General features: G+C 70.5%; 14 protein-coding genes. 2 read left to right on the plus strand and 12 right to left on the minus strand.

The window, feature by feature from the left end; translation table 11 throughout:
• Nucleotides 1–157: 157 nt before the first annotated feature.
• On the minus strand, nucleotides 158–934 hold the full coding sequence (locus ACSP97_RS12940) for a TIGR03936 family radical SAM-associated protein (protein ID WP_355530095.1): 777 nt from the start codon (nucleotides 932–934) through the stop codon (nucleotides 158–160).
• A 282-nt stretch (nucleotides 935–1,216) separates the two neighbouring features.
• On the opposite strand from ACSP97_RS12940, the gene ACSP97_RS12945 reads away from it, so the two are divergent.
• Complete coding sequence (locus ACSP97_RS12945) at nucleotides 1,217–2,077, plus strand: YhjD/YihY/BrkB family envelope integrity protein (protein ID WP_440557560.1); 861 nt, start codon at nucleotides 1,217–1,219, stop codon at nucleotides 2,075–2,077.
• Nucleotides 2,078–2,154: 77 nt separating this feature from the next.
• On the opposite strand, the gene ACSP97_RS12950 is transcribed toward ACSP97_RS12945, so the two are convergent.
• The 11 genes from ACSP97_RS12950 to ACSP97_RS13000 all read right to left on the minus strand — a co-directional run bounded on the left by ACSP97_RS12950 (nucleotide 2,155) and on the right by ACSP97_RS13000 (nucleotide 17,544).
• Nucleotides 2,155–4,116 carry a TIGR03960 family B12-binding radical SAM protein gene (locus tag ACSP97_RS12950; protein WP_355144708.1) on the minus strand — a complete coding sequence of 654 codons (1,962 nt, stop codon included), beginning with the start codon at nucleotides 4,114–4,116 and terminating at the stop codon, nucleotides 2,155–2,157.
• A 70-nt stretch (nucleotides 4,117–4,186) separates the two neighbouring features.
• A complete protein-coding gene (locus tag ACSP97_RS12955; RefSeq protein ID WP_440557562.1) occupies nucleotides 4,187–5,683 on the minus strand; it encodes a CYTH and CHAD domain-containing protein in 1,497 nt (498 codons plus the stop codon).
• A gap of 41 nt (nucleotides 5,684–5,724) precedes the next feature.
• Nucleotides 5,725–6,921 (minus strand): rod shape-determining protein RodA, encoded by a 1,197-nt coding sequence (rodA, locus tag ACSP97_RS12960; RefSeq protein WP_355144712.1) that lies wholly within the window; start codon nucleotides 6,919–6,921, stop codon nucleotides 5,725–5,727.
• Nucleotides 6,918–9,167, minus strand: coding sequence for a penicillin-binding protein 2 (gene mrdA, locus ACSP97_RS12965; protein WP_355144714.1), 2,250 nt, complete (start codon nucleotides 9,165–9,167; stop codon nucleotides 6,918–6,920). The genes rodA and mrdA overlap by 4 nt, the downstream gene beginning before the upstream one ends.
• Before the next feature lie 167 nt (nucleotides 9,168–9,334).
• The gene (gene mreD / locus ACSP97_RS12970; protein WP_355144716.1) at nucleotides 9,335–10,012 is read right to left on the minus strand and encodes a rod shape-determining protein MreD; all 678 of its coding nucleotides are present in this window, start codon (nucleotides 10,010–10,012) and stop codon (nucleotides 9,335–9,337) included.
• A gap of 13 nt (nucleotides 10,013–10,025) precedes the next feature.
• A complete protein-coding gene (mreC, locus tag ACSP97_RS12975; RefSeq protein ID WP_440557565.1) occupies nucleotides 10,026–11,066 on the minus strand; it encodes a rod shape-determining protein MreC in 1,041 nt (346 codons plus the stop codon).
• A gap of 170 nt (nucleotides 11,067–11,236) precedes the next feature.
• Entirely contained in the window at nucleotides 11,237–12,256 is a 1,020-nt protein-coding gene (locus ACSP97_RS12980; RefSeq protein ID WP_070027093.1) for a rod shape-determining protein, read from the minus strand.
• Nucleotides 12,257–12,463: 207 nt separating this feature from the next.
• Nucleotides 12,464–12,877: a nucleoside-diphosphate kinase gene (gene ndk, locus ACSP97_RS12985; RefSeq protein ID WP_355144720.1), complete on the minus strand. Its 414-nt coding sequence runs from the start codon at nucleotides 12,875–12,877 to the stop codon at nucleotides 12,464–12,466.
• Nucleotides 12,878–12,945: 68 nt separating this feature from the next.
• Entirely contained in the window at nucleotides 12,946–13,302 is a 357-nt protein-coding gene (locus ACSP97_RS12990; RefSeq protein WP_355144722.1) for a DUF4233 domain-containing protein, read from the minus strand.
• Nucleotides 13,303–13,312: 10 nt separating this feature from the next.
• Entirely contained in the window at nucleotides 13,313–14,830 is a 1,518-nt protein-coding gene (gene folC, locus ACSP97_RS12995; RefSeq protein WP_355144724.1) for a bifunctional tetrahydrofolate synthase/dihydrofolate synthase, read from the minus strand.
• A gap of 89 nt (nucleotides 14,831–14,919) precedes the next feature.
• A complete protein-coding gene (locus tag ACSP97_RS13000; protein ID WP_355144726.1) occupies nucleotides 14,920–17,544 on the minus strand; it encodes a valine--tRNA ligase in 2,625 nt (874 codons plus the stop codon).
• 137 nt (nucleotides 17,545–17,681) lie between these two features.
• Here ACSP97_RS13000 and ACSP97_RS13005 point away from each other — a divergent pair, with 137 nt between their 5' ends.
• The gene (locus ACSP97_RS13005) at nucleotides 17,682–18,716 is read left to right on the plus strand and encodes a hypothetical protein (protein ID WP_440557568.1); all 1,035 of its coding nucleotides are present in this window, start codon (nucleotides 17,682–17,684) and stop codon (nucleotides 18,714–18,716) included.
• Nucleotides 18,717–18,755 lie beyond the last annotated feature (39 nt).

Raw genomic sequence — 18,755 nt, forward strand, 5'->3', positions numbered from 1 at the left:
CCGCCGTCCGGGGCGCGGGCGCCGCACGGGAGCACTCTGTGTCCTGTCTCGCCGGTTCCGTACGCCTTGTCGGTACGGCCTGGCGAAAGTCTTCTGGTCGGTGCGCTGCCCGACCCAGGTGGCTCCCGAGTACGAGGGCGGCGCTACGACGTCCGTCCTACGCGGGACCTTCCGGCATCGCCGCCGTCGCGGCGGCAGCGGGTGCGGCCGTCAGGGCCGTGGCTGCCTCGCGGTCGGGCGCGAGCGGGTCGGTCACCGTGCCGGTCTCTTCATCGAACAGCCCCTGCGCCAGCCTGGTCACCGCTGCGGGGACCGGCGGCGCCAGGTCGGCCACGGCGCGGAGACCGGACAGGACGTCGTCGGGTCGTACGGCAGGCGTCACGTGCCGAACAACCAGCCGCAGTATCGCACAGGGCTGGTCGATCGGCCCATCAGCCGGTGCGCCGTGCGCCTGGAGGCTCACCACGGCCGGGCGGGCGTCGAAGGTGCGCACACCGTTCTTGGTCATGCGCTGCACCTCGACGGTCTCGGCCCCGTTGAAGGCCTCGACCGCGCGCTCGGCGTCGGCCGGATCGACTCCGGCCAGCGTGAGCTCCCAGACGGAGGCCGTCAGCCGGTCGGCGAGGCCCGAGGTGTGCGCCTCCACCGCGTCGACGACGTCGAGCCCGGCGGGCAGCGACTCGTCGAGGAGGACGCGCAGTTTCTCGGGGTCGCGCGGCGCGGTGAGCGCGATTTCCAGGTACTCCGCCTCACTGCCCGTGCCGGTGGGTGCGGCATTGGCATACGACACCTTCGGGTGCGGCGTGAACCCGGCCGAGTAGGCCATGGGCACCTCGGCACGGCGCAGCGCACGCTCGAAGGCGCGCTGGAAGTCTCGGTGGCTGGTGAACCTCAGGCGGCCGCGCTTGGTGTAGCGCAGTCGGATGCGCTGCACCGCGGGTGCGGGCGGCGGGCCTTCGGGCTGTCGCTTGCCCAGTGTCCTAGTCCTTCGTGAGAGCGGTCGTACTCCTACCAAGAGTACGTGCCGTCGCGCCCGGAGGTTCCCGCCGTGTCGACCAGGGGCGGCACGGGACGGCCGGATACCCTTCACAACCAGCCCCTTTCAAGCAATTCGCCCCCTTCCGACCGATCCCCGGAGGGCACGATCGCGGAGCACGGCGGCCGTCGTCTGCGCAGGACCCTCACCTTCTGGCTGCGTCCTGCGTTCGTACTGCGGGTGCTGGCCCGGTTCCAGCGGATCGCGGGCTTCGACCGCTCCATGGCGCTCGCCTCCAGCGCCCTGACCGCGCTGGTCCCGCTGGCGATCCTGGGCGCGACCCTGCTGACGAGCATCGGCTCGCACGACGTCGCCCAGCAGCTGATCACGCGCTACGGCCTGACCGGCGAGGGCGCCGCGGCGGTGAACTCCCTCTTCGCGCCCGGGCAGGGACAACCGGACGTGAGCGTCGTCGGCGTGCTCTTCCTCGCGGTCTCCGCGCTGAGCTTCACCCGCGCCCTGCAACGCCTCTTCGAGCAGACCTGGGAACTGCGCTCCCTCAGCGTCCGCAACACCCGGGGCGGCCTGGCCTGGCTCCTGCTAGGCGCCTGCTACATGGTCGTCAGCGCCCTGGTCCAGGCCCTGCCGGGGGAAAGCCGCGCGCACCTGATCGGCGCGACCGCCGAACTGCCGGTGACCGCCGTCTTCCTGGTCTGGAGCGGCGTCCTGCTGTCCGCGCACCGCGTCGCCTGGCGCGACCTGGTCCCGTTCGGCGTCACCGGCGCCGTGGCCATCGCGGCCTACTCGGTGGGCGCGTCCCTCTACCTCCCCCTCCTGTTCAACACCTCCGCCCAGCGCTACGGCGTCGTCGGCGCCGTCTTCGCGATGATCTCCGCGCTGTTCGCGGTGATGCTGTGCATCGTCGGCTCCGCCGCGGCGGGCCGCGAGATCCGCGACGAACTCACCCGCATCGGCCACGGCGAACGCACCCCCGACGACGAGGTGCGCCGCCAGTGGAACGCCATGGTCGACCACGCCCGCTCCCGCTGGCGCGACGCCCGCCGCACCCTGCGCCGCCCCGGCCCTCCGACGGACGACTGAGGCCGCCACATCCCGGCCCGCCCCACCTGGACCGACCCGCGAAGGGCGGGGCCGACGGGCCCCGCCCACACCGGTCGTCAGTGCGCGTGCCCGCTCGAAGCCGGCGCCGGGCCCGCGTTCTTGACCGTCAAGGGCAGCAACTTCTTGCCCGTCGGGCCGATCTGGATGTGGGTGTCCATCTGCGGGCAGACGCCACAATCGAAGCAGGGAGTCCAGCGGCAGTCCTCGACCTCGGTCTCGTCGAGGGCGTCCTGCCAGTCCTCCCAGAGCCAGTCCTTGTCCAGGCCGGAGTCGAGGTGGTCCCAGGGCAGGACCTCCTCGTAGGTGCGCTCGCGGGTGGTGTACCAGTCGACGTCCACGCCGTGGTCGGCGAGGGCCTTGTCGGCGCAGGCCATCCAGCGGTCGTAGGAGAAGTGCTCGCGCCAGCCGTCGAAGCGGCCGCCGTCCTCGTAGACGGCGCGGATGACGTCGCCCACCCGGCGGTCGCCGCGGGACAGCAGGCCCTCGACGATGCCCGGCTTGCCGTCGTGGTAGCGGAAGCCGATGGAGCGGCCGTACTTCTTGTCGCCGCGGATCTTGTCGCGCAGCTTCTCCAGGCGTGCGTCCGTCTCCTCCGCCGACAGCTGCGGGGCCCACTGGAAGGGCGTGTGCGGCTTGGGCACGAAGCCGCCGATGGAGACCGTGCAGCGGATGTCGTTGGAGCCCGAGACCTCGCGGCCCTTCTGGATGACGTGCGTCGCCATGTCGGCGATCTGCAGGACGTCCTCGTCGGTCTCCGTGGGCAGGCCGCACATGAAGTACAGCTTCACCTGGCGCCAGCCGTTGCCGTAGGCCGTCGCCACGGTGCGGATGAGGTCGTCCTCCGAGACCATCTTGTTGATGACCTTGCGCATGCGCTCGGAGCCGCCCTCGGGGGCGAAGGTCAGGCCGGAGCGGCGGCCGTTGCGGGTCAGCTCGTTGGCCAGGTCGACGTTGAAGGCGTCCACGCGGGTGGACGGCAGCGACAGGCCGATCTTGTCGTCCGTGTAGCGGTCCGCCAGGCCCTTGGCGATGTCGCCGATCTCCGAGTGGTCCGCGGAGGACAGCGAGAGCAGGCCGACCTCCTCGAAGCCGGTGGCCTTCAGACCCTTGTCGACCATGTCGCCGATGCCGGTGATGGAGCGTTCGCGCACCGGGCGGGTGATCATGCCCGCCTGGCAGAAGCGGCAGCCGCGGGTGCAGCCGCGGAAGATCTCCACCGACATCCGCTCGTGGACCGTCTCGGCCAGCGGGACCAGCGGCTGCTTCGGGTACGGCCACTCGTCCAGGTCCATGACGGTGTGCTTGGACACCCGCCACGGCACGCCCGACTTGTTCGGGACGACGCGGGCGATACGGCCGTCGGGCAGGTACTCGACGTCGTAGAACGCCGGGACGTAGACCCCGCCGGTCTTCGCCAGCCGGAAGAGGACCTCCTCGCGGCCGCCGGGGCGGCCCTCGGCCTTCCACTCGCGGATGATCCGGGTCATGTCGAGGACGGCCTGCTCGCCGTCGCCGATGACCGCCGCGTCGATGAAGTCGGCGATCGGCTCCGGGTTGAACGCGGCGTGGCCGCCGGCCAGGACGATCGGGTCCTCGTCGGTGCGGTCCTTGGACTCCAGCGGAATGCCGGCCAGGTCCAGCGCGGCGAGCATGTTGGTGTAGCCCAGCTCCGTGGAGAAGCTCAGCCCGAACACGTCGAAGGCCTTCACCGGCCGGTGGCTGTCGACCGTGAACTGCGGGACGCGATGCTCGCGCATCAGCGCCTCCAGGTCCGGCCAGACGCTGTAGGTGCGCTCGGCGAGCACGCCCTCCTGCTCGTTGAGAACCTCGTAGAGGATCATGACCCCCTGGTTGGGCAGGCCGACCTCGTACGCGTCCGGGTACATGAGCGCCCAGCGGACGTCGCACTCGTCCCAGTCCTTGACGGTGGAGTTGAGTTCTCCACCCACGTACTGGATGGGCTTCTGCACGTGCGGGAGCAGAGCTTCGAGCTGCGGGAAAACCGACTCGACAGGCATCTCGCGAACCTTCATGAGCTGACAGGGGTGACCATCCAGCGTAACCCGGCCGAAGGGCTCCTCCGAACGGTCAGCGGGGGAAGCGGGCGCCGGCCGCCCGCCAGCGGTCGGGCAGCTCGGCCTCCGCGGCCGCCGCCCGGGCCTCCTCCCGGCCGTACAGCACCCCGTACGGGAACGCGCTCTCTCCCGCCGCGTGGGCCACCGCGGCCAGCTCGCGCAGGGCCTTGCGGGCCATCACGCTGTCCTGGTGGTCGCCGAGCAGGGTGGTGAGGGTCTTCATGGCGGCGGTCAGCTCGGCGGCCGGGGTGCCGAGGGCGGGGGTGGCGGCCTCGGCGGCGTAGCGGGCGCGTTTGGCCTTCTTGCGGGCCTCGTGCAGGGCGAGGTCGCGTTCCTCGCCCGGGGGCAGGCGCAGGGCCCGCTCGACGCGTGTGGTGAGCCGCGCCAGGTCCTTGCGCACCGCCTTGCCGAGCACCTTCCGGGGTTTGCGCGTGGCGGCCGCGCGCAGCGGCGGGTCGGCGAGGAGGGCGTCGAGGGAGTTCAGCAGGGCGAGGTGGCGGGGGGAGTCGAGGACGCCGGTGAGATGGCCGTGGGCGCCGGCCCGCCGGGCCCGTGCCCAGGCCGTGAGGCGGTCGTGGACCGGGCCGAGGGCCAGGGCGGGCGGGAGGGCGTCCAGGGCGGTGGTGAGGCGGTCGGCCAGCACCTCCTGGTCGCGGTCGACGCCCAGCTCGCCGGCGAGCCATTTCAGTTCGGCGGCGACCGGGTCGGTGGCGGCGCGGTCGAGGACGCTGCGGAAGGTGCGCAGGGTGCCGCGGGCGCGGCGGGTGGCGACGCGCATCCGGTGCACGGCGTCGGGGGTGTCCAGGCGGACGGCGGGGTCGAGCGCGACCAGCGCGTCCCGCTGGGCGCGGAGGTAGGCGAGGACGTGGTCGCCCGCGGTGACCGGCTCGGCGGGCGCGGCGGGCCCTCGACGGGCTCCGGTCCGGGCCAGTGCGCGGGCGAGCTTGGACGGCGCGGCGGAGGGCCGCACTCCCGCCTTGACCAGCCGTTTCTCCACCCGGTCGAGGAGTGCCGGGTCTCCGCCGTCGGCCAGTTCCAGCTCGATCTCGGTCCACTCGGCGGTGCCGCCCGCGCCGGTGAGCCGCTCGGCGGTCACGGCGTCGATGCTCGCCTCGGCCAGCAGGGCGCCGTCCGCGTCCACCAGGTGGCGGATGGTGCGGGCGGTGCGCAGCCGGACCAGGGGGACGAGTTCGGCGCCGCGGACGCGGGAGCGGACCAGGGCGGCGAGTTCGGCGGGGAGGGTGTCGGCCAGCGGGGCCCGGATCTCGTCGCGGATGTCCGGGGCGACCGGGAGTTTGAGGTGCCAGCCGGCGTCCGCGCCTCCGGTACGGCGGCGCAGGGTGATCGAGGCGGCGGCGAGGCGCTGGTCGGGGGTGTCGTAGTAGGTGGCGTCCAGCTCCGTCAGGCCCCGGTCGAGGACGGCCGCCACCGGGCCGACGCCGGTCAGGTCGGGCAGCCCGCTGTCATCGGCTTCGTACTTGCGCTCGATCTCGCGTTTCGTCTCCGCCATGAACCGAATCTAGTGGGCGCCCGCCCCCGGTGGCAGCTTTCTCACGCCGACATGGGCCGCTGCACCTTGATCGACTGGAGTAGCCCGACCGCCACCCAGACCGCGAACATCGAGGAGCCTCCGTAGGAGACGAACGGCAGCGGCAGACCGGTGACCGGCATGATGCCGAGGGTCATGCCGATGTTCTCGAACGCCTGGAAGGCGAACCAGGCCACGATGCCCGCGGCGACGATCGTCCCGTACAGCTCCGTCGAGTCCCGGGCGATCCGGCAGGCCCGCCACAGGATGACGCCGATCAGGAAGATGATGAACCCGGCGCCGACGAAGCCCAGTTCCTCGCCCGCGACCGTGAACACGAAGTCGGTCTGCTGCTCGGGCACGAACTGGCCGGTGGTCTGCGAGCCGTGGAAGAGGCCGGCGCCGGTCAGCCCGCCGGAGCCGATGGCGATGCGGGCCTGGTTGGTGTTGTAGCCGACGCCGGCCGGGTCGAGGTCGGGGTTGGCGAAGGCCGCGAAGCGGTTGATCTGGTATTGGTCCAGGATGTGCAGCTGCCAGATGGCGATGCAGCCGATCACACCGGTGGCGAGCAGGCCGAAGATCCAGCGGTTGGAGGCGCCCGAGGCGAGCAGCACGCCCAGGATGATGGCCACCATCGCCAGCACCGAGCCGAGGTCCGGCATCAGCAGCAGGATCATGCACGGCACGGCCGCGAGCCCGAGGGCCTGCGCCACCGTGCGGTGGTCGGGGTACGGCTTGTCGCCCGCGTCGACCCGCGCGGACAGCAGCATCGCCATGCCGAGGATGATCGCGATCTTGAGGAATTCGGCGGGCTGGACGGAGAAGCCGCCGATCACGATCCAGTTGCGCTGGCCGTTGATGGTGGCGCCGAGCGGGGTGAGCACCACCAGGGCGAGCATGACGGAGGCGCCGTAGAGGATCGGTACCGCGTTGCGCAGGGCGCGGTGGCCCAGCCAGAGGGTGGCGATCATCAGGGCGACCCCGATGCCCAGGTTCATCAGGTGGCGTTCCAGGAAGAAGTACGGGTCTCCCTGGTTGATCTCGGTGCGGTTGCGGGTCGCCGAGAACACCAGCAGCGAGCCCAGCAGGGACAGCGCGAGGGCGGCCAGCATCATGGGCCAGTCGAGGCGGCGGGTGACGGAGTCGCGGGCGAAGATCCGCGTCCAGCCGGCGCGTTCGGGTCCGTATCCGGAGACGGAGAAGCTGTTCACGCCGGTCATGAGGGCATCCTCCGGCTCCCCCGCTTCCGGCGTGGCCGCCTTCGGGTGTTGCGGTTGGCGTTGTCGGTCGGGGCGGTGGTGGGCTGCTGGTCACCGCCGTTGCTCGGGTTGTTCTTCTGGGCGGCCTCGGTGTCCTTCGCCGGGTCCTTTGGGACCGGCGGCGCGACGATGGTGCCGTCCGTGCGGACCTTGGGCAGGCTCGCCTGCGGCTGGGGCAGCAGCGCCCTCTTGTTGTCGATGGAGCCGTCGCCCTGGACGCCGTAGAGCGCGCTGTAGATGTTGCGCACGGCCTCACCGGAGGCGCCGGAACCGGTACCGGCCTGGGCGATCGTCATGATCACCGTGTAGTCCTTGGAGTAGGTGGCCATCCAGGAGGTGGTCTGCTTGCCGTAGACCTCCGCGGTACCGGTCTTGCCGTGCAGCGGGATCTTGTCCTGGGGCCAGCCGCTGAACTTCCAGGCCGCCGTACCGCGGGTGATGACGCCCGCGAAGGCGTCGTCCATGCCCTTGAGGGTGGCCTGGGTGACCGGCAGCTTGCGCTGCACCTTGGGCTTGATCTCCTGCACGGTCTTGCCGTCGGGGCTGATGATCGCCTTGCCGATGGTCGGGACGTACTCGGTGCCGCCGTTGGCGACGGCGCCGTAGATCATGGCCTCCTGGATCGGCGTGACGAGGGTGTCGCCCTGGCCGATGGAGTAGTTGATCTCGTCACCCTCGCGCATCTTGTTGCCTTCGAGGCAGTTCTCGTAGGCGATCTTCTCGACGTAACTGCCGTCCTTCTTGCCGGTCTTGCACCAGGAGTCCTTGTTGGCCTCCCAGTAGTCCTGCTTCCACTGGCGGTCGGGGACGCGGCCGCCCAGCTCGTTGGGCAGGTCGACGCCGGTCGGCTTGCCGAGGCCGAACTGGTGGGCGGTCTTGAAGAAGTAGTCCTTCGGCTGCCCCTTCTTGGGGTTGATGCCGCCGTCCTTCTTCCACTCCCGGTCGGCGAGCCCGTAGAAGACGGTGTCGCAGGAGACCTCCAGGGCGCGGCCCAGCGAGATGTCGCCGAAGTTCTCGCCCTCGAAGTTCTTGAAGACCTGGTTGCCCACCCGGTAGTCGCTGGTGCACGGGTAGCCGCCGTTCCACGCGTAGCCCGCCTGGACGGCGGCGGCCGTGGAGACCACCTTGAAGGTCGAGCCGGGCGCCGCCTGACCCTGTATGGCGCGGTTGAGCAGCGGGTAGTCGGAGTTCTTGCCGGTGAGGGCCTTGTAGTCCTTGGCGGAGATGCCGCCCACCCAGACGTTCGGGTCGTAGGTGGGGGCCGAGGCCATGGCGACGATGCGGCCGGTCTTGGCCTCCATCACCACGACGGCACCGGAGTCGGCCTTGTAGTTCTCGCCGGTGATGGAGTCGTACTGCTGGCGGGCGGCCTTCATCGCCTTGTCCAGTTCGTACTCCGCGACGCGCTGGACGCGGGAGTCGATGCTGGTCACCAGGTTGGAACCGGGCTGGGCCGCGTCCGACTCGGCCTTGCCGATGACCCGGCCGAGGTTGTCCACCTCGTAGCGGGTCACGCCGGCCTTGCCGCGCAGTTCCTTGTCGTACTGCCGCTCCAGGCCGGAGCGGCCGACCATGTCCGAGCGCAGATAGGGCGAGCTGGTGTTCTTGGCCTTCTGGATCTCGTCGTCGGTGACCGGCGAGAGGTAGCCGAGGACCTGGGCGGTGTTGGACTTGCCGGGGCCCGGGTAGCGGCGCACGGCCTCGGGCTCGGCGGAGATGCCGGGGAAGTCCTCGGAGCGCTCGCGGATCTGGAGGGCCTGCCGGGGCGTGGCCTTGTCGGTGATCGGGATCGGCTGGTAGGGCGAGCCGTTCCAGCACGGCTGGGGGGTCTTGGCGTCGCAGAGGCGGACCTTCTGCATGACGTCCTCGGGGTTCATGCCGAGGACTCCGGCCAGCTTGGTCAGGACCGCCTTGCCGTCGTCCTTCTGCTTGAGCAGGTCGGTGCGGGAGGCGGAGACCACCAGACGGGTCTCGTTGTCCGCGAGGGGGACGCCGCGGGCGTCCAGGATCTCGCCGCGCACGGCGGGCTGGACGACCTGCTGGACGTGGTTGCCGGAGGCCTCCTTCTGGTACTGGGCGCCCTCCCGGATCTGGAGGTACCACAGCCGGCCGCCGAGCGTGCCGAGGAGGGAGAGGACGAGGATCTGGATCACGACGAGCCGGATCTGGACCCGTGGGGTCCGACCGGTCTCGGGGATGTTGGTCACTGCGGCTGTCTCCCCCTCTCAGTGCGCGGACGTCTGGATGCGCGGCGCGTGTGTGCGAACGGCCCGCGCTCGTACGAATGATGAACGATCAGTCTGTGAACCCGCGTTCCGGGAAAGCCGACCCGTTCGAGTGAATCGCCCCGGTCCGCCGGGGGCCTGAGGCTGCCTCACAGGCGCTTGACCCCCTTGATGCGGCCGACCTTCGCGGAGCGGGTGCGGGCCTTGGCCTTCAGGACGCCGAGGGCGCCGCGCTGGCTGCCGATGTGCAGGCCGGTGCCGGAGGACAGCCAGCCCGAGGAGATGTCGGCCGCCTTGCCGGTGGCGCCGGTCTCGGCCAGCGGGTCGTTGTCGCAGCGGCGGGCCAGCCACATCACCCCGGGGACCACGAACGGGGCGAGCAGCAGGTCGTACAGGGCGGCCGAGACCAGCAGTCCGGGCAGGCCCACATGGCGGGCGGCGGTGTCGCCGACCAGGGCGCCCACTCCGGCGTACAGCAGGGTGGAGCCGATCGCGGCGGCGACCACCACGGCCATCGGGCCGGTCGCCGACCTCAGTTTGCCGCTCTCCGGCTTGATCAGCCCGGCGAAGTAGCCGGTCACACAGAGCACCAGGGCGTAGCGGCCGGCCGCGTGGTCGGCGGGCGGGGCGACGTCGGCCAGCAGGCCGGCGGCGAACCCGACGAGGGCGCCGCCGACATGGCCGTACACCATGGCGAGGCCCAGGACGGTGAGGAGCAGCAGGTCGGGGACGGCGCCCGGCAGATGGAGGCGGGCGAGGACGCTCACCTGGATCACCAGCGCGACCACGACCAGCGGTACGGAGAGCAGGATCCGGTTGACACGCATGGGGATTCAGCTCCTACGGCTGCTGGTCGTTCTGCGATGAGTCGTTCTGTGAAGAGTTCTGCGACGAGTCGTTCCGCGACCTGTCCTCGGAACCGGAGTTGCCGCCGTTCCCGTTCCCGTTCCCGTTCCCGTTCCCGTTCGCGTCCGCCGACGGGGTGACGGTGACGGTCACCGTCGGCGTCGGCACCGGCTTGGGCTTGGCGGGCAGCACCTCGTCGCGCGGGTCCTTCTTCGGGCCCTGGACGACCACGCCGACGACGTCCAGCTTGGTGAAGCCGACGTACGGCGTGACGTACAGGGTGCGGGTCAGACCGCCGCCGGAGGGGTCGACGCGGGAGACCACGCCGACCGGGACGCCCGGCACGAACGGCTTGTCGGACTCCGAGCCGAAGGTGACCAGCCGGTCGCCCTTCTTCACCTCCGCCTTGCCGTTGAGGAGTTCCACGCGCAGCGGACGGTCGCCCTGCCCGGAGGCGAAGCCGAGTTCGTCGCTGCCCTCCAAACGGGTGCCGACGGTGAAGTCCGGGTCGTTGGCGAGCAGCACGGTGGAGGTGTCGGGGCCGACCGTGGTGACCCGGCCGACCAGGCCGTCGCCGTTGAGGACGGTCATGTCCCGCTTGATGCCGTCGTTCGCGCCGACGTCGATGGTGATGGTCCAGGAGAAGCCCTGCGCCGACCCTATGGCGATGACCTGGGCGCCCTTGATGCCGTACTGGCCCTCGCCGGCGAGCTTCAGCATCCGGTCGAGCTGGCCGAGCCGGCTGCGGGTCCGGTCGTCGCTGCCGAGCTTCGCCTTGAGCGCCGCGTTCTCCTTCTCCAGCTCGGCGAGTCTGCTGTGCCGGTTGCCCGAGTCGCGGACCGCGGAAATGGCGTTGCCGACCGGGTCGACCGCCGAGGAAAGTCCGTCCTCCACCGGGCCGAAGACGGCGGCCGCGGCCTGCCGGGCGCCGTCGACCGGGGAGTTCCGGCCCCCTCGGATATCCACGGTGATCAACGCGAACGCGATGGCGATCAGCAGGACCAGGAGCAGCCGGCTCTCTTTGGTGTCCCTCACGTGCGGCGGCCGTGCCCTTCCTCAAGTAGGAATTCGTCGGGCCCTTGGAAAAGACGCCCATGGCAAGGCGCAAATCCAAGAGGCCCGTTGGGGGGGGAGCTTATGCCTCTATATCAACGATCCGCCGCACGAGAGGAGAACGTCTCGTACGGCGGAATCGAAGTGCTGCGTCATCGACGCGGCTGGGCGTCCAGAACCTGCTGGAGCGCCTCGAACTCCTCGACGCACTTTCCGGATCCGAGCGCGACGCTGTCCAGCGGGTCCTCGGCGATATGGATCGGCATTCCGGTCTCCCGGCGCAGCCGCTCGTCCAGACCGCGCAGCAGGGCGCCGCCACCGGTCAGCACGATGCCCCGGTCCATGATGTCGCCGGACAGCTCCGGCGGGCACTTGTCGAGGGTCGTCTTGACCGCGTCCACGATCGCGTTGACCGGCTCCTCGATCGCCTTGCGGACCTCGGCGGCCGAGATGACGACGGTCTTGGGCAGCCCGGACACCAGGTCCCGGCCGCGGACTTCGGTGTGCTCGTCCTCTTCGAGTTCGTACGCCGAACCGATGGTGATCTTGATCTGCTCGGCGGTGCGCTCACCCAGCAGGAGGCTGTACTCCTTCTTGATGTACTGGATGATCGCGTTGTCCAGCTCGTCACCCGCGACGCGGATGGACTGGGCGGTGACGATGCCGCCGAGGGAGATGACCGCGACCTCCGTGGTGCCGCCGCCGATGTCCACCACCATGTTGCCCGTGGCCTCGTGGACCGGCAGGCCGGAGCCGATGGCCGCGGCCATGGGCTCCTCGATGATGTGCACCTGGCGGGCGCCCGCCTGGGTGGAGGCCTCGATCACCGCGCGGCGCTCGACGCCCGTGATGCCCGAGGGCACACAGACGACGACCCGCGGACGCGCCAGGTACCGCCGCTTGTGGATCTTCAGGATGAAGTAGCGGAGCATCCGCTCGGTGATCTCGAAGTCGGCGATCACGCCGTCCTTCAGCGGCCGGACCGCCACGATGTTCCCCGGCGTCCGGCCGATCATCTTCTTCGCTTCGGCGCCGACCGCCAGGATGCCACCGGTGTTGGTGTTGATCGCGACGACGGACGGCTCGTTCAGTACGATTCCGCGACCCCTGACGTACACCAGCGTGTTGGCGGTCCCGAGGTCGACAGCCATGTCACGGCCGATGAACGACATTGAGTTCCCCATCCGGATTCATCTGGCCTTCCCGAGCTTTTGAGGGCATGTCAGGCAGGCGAGGCGGGTGCTGTGACGTGAAGGCTTCTATCGTAAACGCGCCTGCACGAACACTGCGCGAGGGTCTCCGTCATTGTCACCAGATGGCGGGCCGCCTCGCTTGTGGAGACGGGCGTTCGGGGGCGCTCGTTCCCTCGATCGCCGGTATCAGGCGCGGCCGGGGAAGAAAATCTTCACCTCGCGCTCGGCGGACTCCTCGGAGTCGGAGGCGTGGATCAGGTTCTCGCGGACGATCACACCGAAGTCGCCCCGGATGGAGCCCGGCGCGGCGGCGATCGGGTCGGTCGGGCCGGCGAGCGCGCGCACGCCCTCGATGACCCGCTCACCCTCGACGATCATGGCGACGACCGGACCGGAGGCCATGAACGCGACCAGCGGCTCGTAGAAGGGCTTGCCCTTGTGCTCGCCGTAGTGCTGCTCCAGGGTCTCCTCGTCCAGGGTGCGCAGCTCCAGCGCGGTGATCTGCCAGCCGGCCTTGCGCTCGATACGGCTGATGATCTCGCCGGTCAGGCCGCGACGGACGGCGTCGGGCTTGAGGAGGACGAGGGTGCGCTGGCTCACGAGGGGACTCCTTACGCGTGAAACGTGTGTGCGGTGGGACGAGGTTACAGGGCGTGTCCGCGCCCCTGTCACACAGCGTCAGGCGTGGAGGAGTCGCGCTGCGCGGCGAACCGGGCCTTGGCCTCGTCGATCTTCCGGCCGAAGTGCACCGAGGCCCACCACAGGGCCGCGAACAGCACACCCATGAAGTACATGGTCGGCACGAAGACGCCGGCGGCGATCAGGGCGATCTGCAGGGCCCAGCCGAGGGCGACCCCGCCGGGCCGGGTCACCACGCCGCACAGCAGCACGCACAGCACCATGGCGATGCCGCTGACCAGCCAGACGGTCGACACCGACAGGCTCGGGTCCTTCATGGCGACCAGCCCGGCGAAGCCGATGATGAAGAACTCGCCGATCAGAGTGGATGAACACAGCGTACGCACGTCGGACTCCTCAGCCCTTGCCCAGCAGCAGCCGGGCCTCGCCGACCGTGATGACGGAACCGGTGACCAGCACCCCGCCGCCCGCGAACTCGCCCTCCTCCTCGGCCAGCGTGATCGCGGCCTCCAGGGCGTCGGGCAGCCGCGGCTCGACCTGGACCCGCTCGTCGCCGAAGACCTCGACGGCGATGGCGGCCAGTTCGTCCGCGTCCATGGCGCGGTGGCTGGAGTTCTGGGTGACGACGATCTCGGCGAAGATCGGCTCGAAGGCCTCCAGCAGCCCCCGTACGTCCTTGTCGCCGCTCGCGCCGACCACGCCGATCAGCCGGCTGAAGTCGAACGCCTCGCGCACCGCCTCGGCGGTGACCTCGGCACCGGCCGGGTTGTGCGCCGCGTCCAGGACGACGGTGGGGGAACGCCGTACGACCTCCATCCGGCCCGGGGAGGAGACGGCGGCGAACGCCTTGCGGACGGTGTCGATGTCCAGCGGCTCGGCGCGCTGGGCGCCGACCCCGAAGAAGGCCTCGACCGCGGCGAGGGCCACGGCCGCGTTGTGCGCCTGGTGGGCGCCGTGCAGCGGGAGGTACACCTCGTGGTACTCGCCGCCGAGGCCGCGCAGGGTGAGCAGCTGTCCGCCGACGGCCACCTGGCGGGCGACGACGCCGTACTCCAGGCCCTCGCGGGCCACCGTGGCGTTGACCTCCACGGCCTTCTTCAGCAGCACCTGGGCGGCGTCCACCGGCTGCTGGGCCAGGATGACGGTCGCGTCCTGCTTGATGATCCCGGCCTTCTCGCCGGCGATCTCCGCGGGGGTCTCGCCGAGGCGGTCGGTGTGGTCCAGGGCGATCGGGGTGACGACGGCGACATCCGCGTCGATCACGTTCGTCGCGTCCCAGGAGCCGCCCATGCCGACCTCGACGACGGCGACGTCGACCGGGGCGTCCGCGAAGGCGGCGTACGCCATGCCGGTGAGCACCTCGAAGAAGGACAGCCGGTACTCCTGGGCGGCGTCCACCATCTCGATGTACGGCTTGATGTCCTGGTAGGTCTCGACGAACCGCTCGGCGGTCATCGGGGCGCCGTCCAAGCTGATCCGCTCGGTGATCGACTGGACGTGCGGGCTGGTGTAGCGGCCGGTGCGCAGTTCGAAGGCGCCGAGGAGGGCCTCGATCATGCGGGCGGTGGAGGTCTTGCCGTTGGTGCCCGTGATGTGGATCGAGGGGTACGAGCGCTGCGGCTCGCCCAGCACGTCCATCAGCGCGGCGATCCTGCCGACCGAGGGCTCCAGCTTGGTCTCGCCCCAGCGGGTGGCCAGCTCTGCCTCGACCTCGCGCAGCGCCTTGTCGACCTCGGGGTCCTCGGGGCGGGCGGGTACGTCGGCCGTCGGCGCTCCCCCTTGCGTCCGGAGGGTGCGGCTGCCGGCCTCGATCACGGCGAGGTCGGGATCGCGGGTGGTCTCGGCCTCGATGATCTCTTCGAAGGAGTCGAGGGGGTCGGGCCGGCCGTTGTCGTCGTGCGGGAGGTCGCTCACGGGTCCCAGTCTACGGAGCCGCACGGACAGGGATGGGCGAAGGCCCCGGTGCCCTCTCGGGACCGGGGCCTTCGGCGTCGTGGCGACGGCTACGCCTGCGGCAGCTTCTCCAGCTGGGCCTGGATGCGGGCGATGTCCTCGTCGGCCTTGGCGAGGCGGGTGCGGATCTTGTCCACCACGTTCTCCGGGGCCTTGGCGAGGAAGGCCTCGTTGCCGAGCTTGGCCGTGGCCTGGGCCTTCTCCTTCTCGGCGGCGGCGAGGTCCTTGGCCAGGCGCTTGCGCTCGGCGGCGACGTCGATGGTGCCGGAGAGGTCCAGCGCGACCTGCGCCCCGGCGATCGGCAGGGTGGCCGTCGCCGTGAAGGAGTCGCCCTCGGGCTGGAGGCGCAGCAGCTGGCGGATGGCCGCCTCGTGCGGGGCGAGCGCCGTGCCGTCCAGGGTCAACCGGGCCGGAACCCGCTGACCCGGCTGGAGGCCCTGGTCGGCGCGGAAGCGGCGGACCTCGGTGATGACCGACTGGAGCGCGGAGATCTCCTGCTCGGCGGCCGCGTCCCGGAATCCGCTGTCGGCCGGCCACTCGGCGATGACGACGGACTCGCCGCCCGTCAGCGTCGTCCACAGGGTCTCCGTGACGAACGGGACCACCGGGTGCAGCAGCTTCAGGGTGACGTCCAGGACCTCGCCCAGGACCCGCTTGGAGACCTCGGCCGGCTCGCCGCCCGCCTGGAAGACGGTCTTGGACAGCTCGACGTACCAGTCGAAGACCTCGTCCCACGCGAAGTGGAAGAGGGTGTCGGAGAGCTTCGCGAACTGGAAGTCCTCGTAGTAGGCGTCGACTTCGGCGACCACCGAGTTGAGGCGGGACAGGATCCAGCGGTCCGTCGCCGACATGGCCGACGGCTCGGGCAGCGGGCCCTGGACCGTCGCGCCGTTCATCAGCGCGAAGCGGGTCGCGTTCCAGATCTTGTTGGCGAAGTTGCGCGAGCCCTGGACCCAGTCCTCGCCGATCGGCACGTCCACGCCCGGGTTGGCGCCGCGGGCCAGGGTGAAGCGCAGGGCGTCGCTGCCGTACTTGTCCATCCAGTCCAGCGGGTTGACCGCGTTGCCGAAGGACTTCGACATCTTCTTGCCGAACTGGTCGCGGACCATGCCGTGCAGGGCGATGGTGTGGAACGGCGGGGTGCCGTCCATCGCGTACAGGCCGAACATCATCATCCGGGCGACCCAGAAGAAGAGGATGTCGTAGCCGGTGACCAGGACGGAGTTCGGGTAGAACTTCGCGAGCGACTCGGTCCGCTCGGGCCAGCCCAGGGTGGAGAAGGGCCACAGGCCGGAGGAGAACCAGGTGTCGAGGACGTCGGTGTCCTGGTGCCAGCCCTCGCCGGTGGGCGGCTCCTCGCCGGGGCCGACGCAGACGACTTCGCCGTCGGGGCCGTACCACACCGGGATCCGGTGGCCCCACCACAGCTGCCGCGAGATGCACCAGTCGTGGAGGTTGTCGACCCAGTCGAAGTACCGCTTCTCCATCTCCTGCGGATGGATCTTGACCTTGCCGTCGCGGACCGCGTCGCCCGCGGCCTTGGCGAGCGGGCCGACCTTGACCCACCACTGCATGGACAGCCGCGGCTCGATGGTGGTCTTGCAGCGCGAGCAGTGGCCGACGGAGTGGACGTAGGGCCGCTTCTCGGCGACGATCCGGCCCTCGGCGCGCAGCGCGGCGACGATGGCGGAGCGGGCCTCCAGGCGGTCCATGCCCTGGAAGGGGCCGTGCACGGTGATGACGGCGTGCTCGTCCATCACGGTGATGGACGGCAGGTCGTGGCGCTGGCCGATCTCGAAGTCGTTCGGGTCGTGCGCCGGGGTCACCTTGACGGCGCCGGTGCCGAACTCCGGGTCGACGTGGGCGTCGGCGACGACCGGGATGGAGCGGTCGGTCAGCGGCAGCTTGATGAGCTTGCCGACCAGGTGCCGGTAGCGCTCGTCCTCGGGGTGGACGGCGACGGCGGTGTCGCCGAGCATCGTCTCGGCGCGGGTGGTGGCGACGACGATGGTGTCGTCCCCGTCGCCGTACTTCATGGAGACGAGCTCGCCGTCGTCGTCCTGGTACTCGACCTCGATGTCGGAGATGGCCGTCAGACAGCGCGGGCACCAGTTGATGATGCGCTCGGCGCGGTAGATCAGCTCGTCGTCGTACAGGCGCTTGAAGATGGTCTGGACGGCCTGGGAGAGGCCCTCGTCCATGGTGAAGCGCTCACGGGACCAGGCGACGCCGTCGCCGAGGCGGCGCATCTGGCCGGAGATCTGGCCGCCGGACTCGCCCTTCCACTTCCAGACGCGCTCGACGAAGGCCTCGCGGCCCAGGTCGTGGCGGGACTTGCCCTCCTTGCCCAGCTCGCGCTCGACCACGTTCTGGGTGGCGATGCCCGCGTGGTCCATGCCGGGCTGCCACAGGGTCTCGTAGCCCTGCATGCGCTTGCGGCGGGTCAGGGCGTCGATGAGGGTGTGCTCGAAGGCGTGGCCCAGGTGGAGCGAGCCGGTGACGTTGGGCGGCGGGATGACGACGGTGTACGGCGGCTTGTCACTCTTCGCGTCCGCCTCGAAGTAGCCCCGCTCCACCCAGCGCTCGTACAGCGGCCCCTCTACATCGGCCGGCGCGTACTGGGTCGGCAGTTCGGTGTCGGGCGCGGGTGGCTGCTGCTGAGCGTTCTCGGTCACGGGGGTCAGTTTAGAGGGGTCACGGGCCGGTCCCGAAACGCGTTTGTTCTGTAACGGTGCGGCCCCCGGTGACCTGCGCCCTCGGGCGCTGGTCCAGGATGTCAGGGACACATAAGCGTCCTAGGGGGATCCCAGAAATGAGCAGCAACCAGCCGGGCCCGTACGGCCAGCCACCCCAGCAGCCGGGTCCGTACGGCCAGCCGGGGCAGCCCGGCCCGTACGGACAGCCGGGGCAGCCGGGTCCGTACGGACAGCCGCCGCAGCCCGGCCCGTACGGACAGCCCCCGCAGGCCCCGCCGCAGCCCGGCTACGGCTACCCCCCGCAGGCCCCGCCGCAGCAGCCGGGGTACGGCTACCCGCAGCAGCCCGGCGTGCCCCCGCAGCAGAACCCGTACGGCCAGCAGCCGAACCCCTACGGCCAGCAGCCCTACGGTCAGCAGCCCTACGGCATGCCCCAGGCCCCGCAGCCGGCCGGCGGCAAGAAGAAGACGGGCCTGATCATCGGCGCGGTGGCCGTGGTGGCGGCGGTCGCGGTGGGCGCGTACTTCGCACTCGCCGGCGGCGGCGGCGGCACGAGCATCGCGGACGACGGCCCGCACAAGCTGATCACGCCCGCCTCGGTGATCAACGGGTCGTACACCAAGCAGTCCGGCTCCGACGACTCCTCGGACGGCCTCAGCGACTCCGACAAGTCGGACTTCGAGAAGTGGGGGGTCAAGAACCCCACCGAGGTGAGCAGCGGCTACGAGAACGGCACCGGCCTGACCAAGAAGGGCCTCTCCTTCAGCGGCGTCTACGGCTCGATCGACGACCCGGAGGCGGTGGTGGACGCCATGTTCGCCAAGGCCAAGTCGGAGTCGCAGAAGGACCAGAGCGGCTCGGACACCAAGGGCAAGCTGATCGGCAGCCCGCAGGCCGTCCACCCGGCCGGCCTCTCCCACGGCATCATGAAGTGCCAGGTGGCGCAGATCGACAGCACCGGCTCCTCGTCCGCGGACGCCGGCATGCCGAAGACCATCAAGATGCCGATGTGCATCTGGGGCGACCACAGCACCGTCGCCCTGGTGACGTCGTTCAGCATCGCCTCCCTCGCCTCGGGCGAGAGCGGCTCCCTGGACGACACGGCGGAGCTGGCGGCGAAGCTGCGCAACGACGTGCGCGTGAAGGCCTGACACGGCGGCCCCCAGGCATGTGAAAGGGGCCCCGGTCGT

Source organism: Streptomyces sp. SCPE 10, from assembly GCF_051980735.1.
GTDB lineage: Bacteria > Actinomycetota > Actinomycetes > Streptomycetales > Streptomycetaceae > Streptomyces > Streptomyces misionensis.

Excerpts from the sequence above, each read along its gene's own strand:
- ACSP97_RS12955 (WP_440557562.1), bottom strand. The coding sequence starts at position 5,683 with ATGGCGGAGACGAAACGCGAGATCGAGCGCAAGTACGAAGCCGATGAC.
- ACSP97_RS12950 (WP_355144708.1), bottom strand. The coding sequence starts at position 4,116 with ATGCCTGTCGAGTCGGTTTTCCCGCAGCTCGAAGCTCTGCTCCCGCAC.
- ACSP97_RS12980 (WP_070027093.1), bottom strand. The coding sequence starts at position 12,256 with ATGTCGTTCATCGGCCGTGACATGGCTGTCGACCTCGGGACCGCCAAC.
- rodA (WP_355144712.1), bottom strand. The coding sequence starts at position 6,921 with ATGACCGGCGTGAACAGCTTCTCCGTCTCCGGATACGGACCCGAACGC.
- ACSP97_RS13005 (WP_440557568.1), top strand. The coding sequence starts at position 17,682 with ATGAGCAGCAACCAGCCGGGCCCGTACGGCCAGCCACCCCAGCAGCCG.
- mreD (WP_355144716.1), bottom strand. The coding sequence starts at position 10,012 with ATGCGTGTCAACCGGATCCTGCTCTCCGTACCGCTGGTCGTGGTCGCG.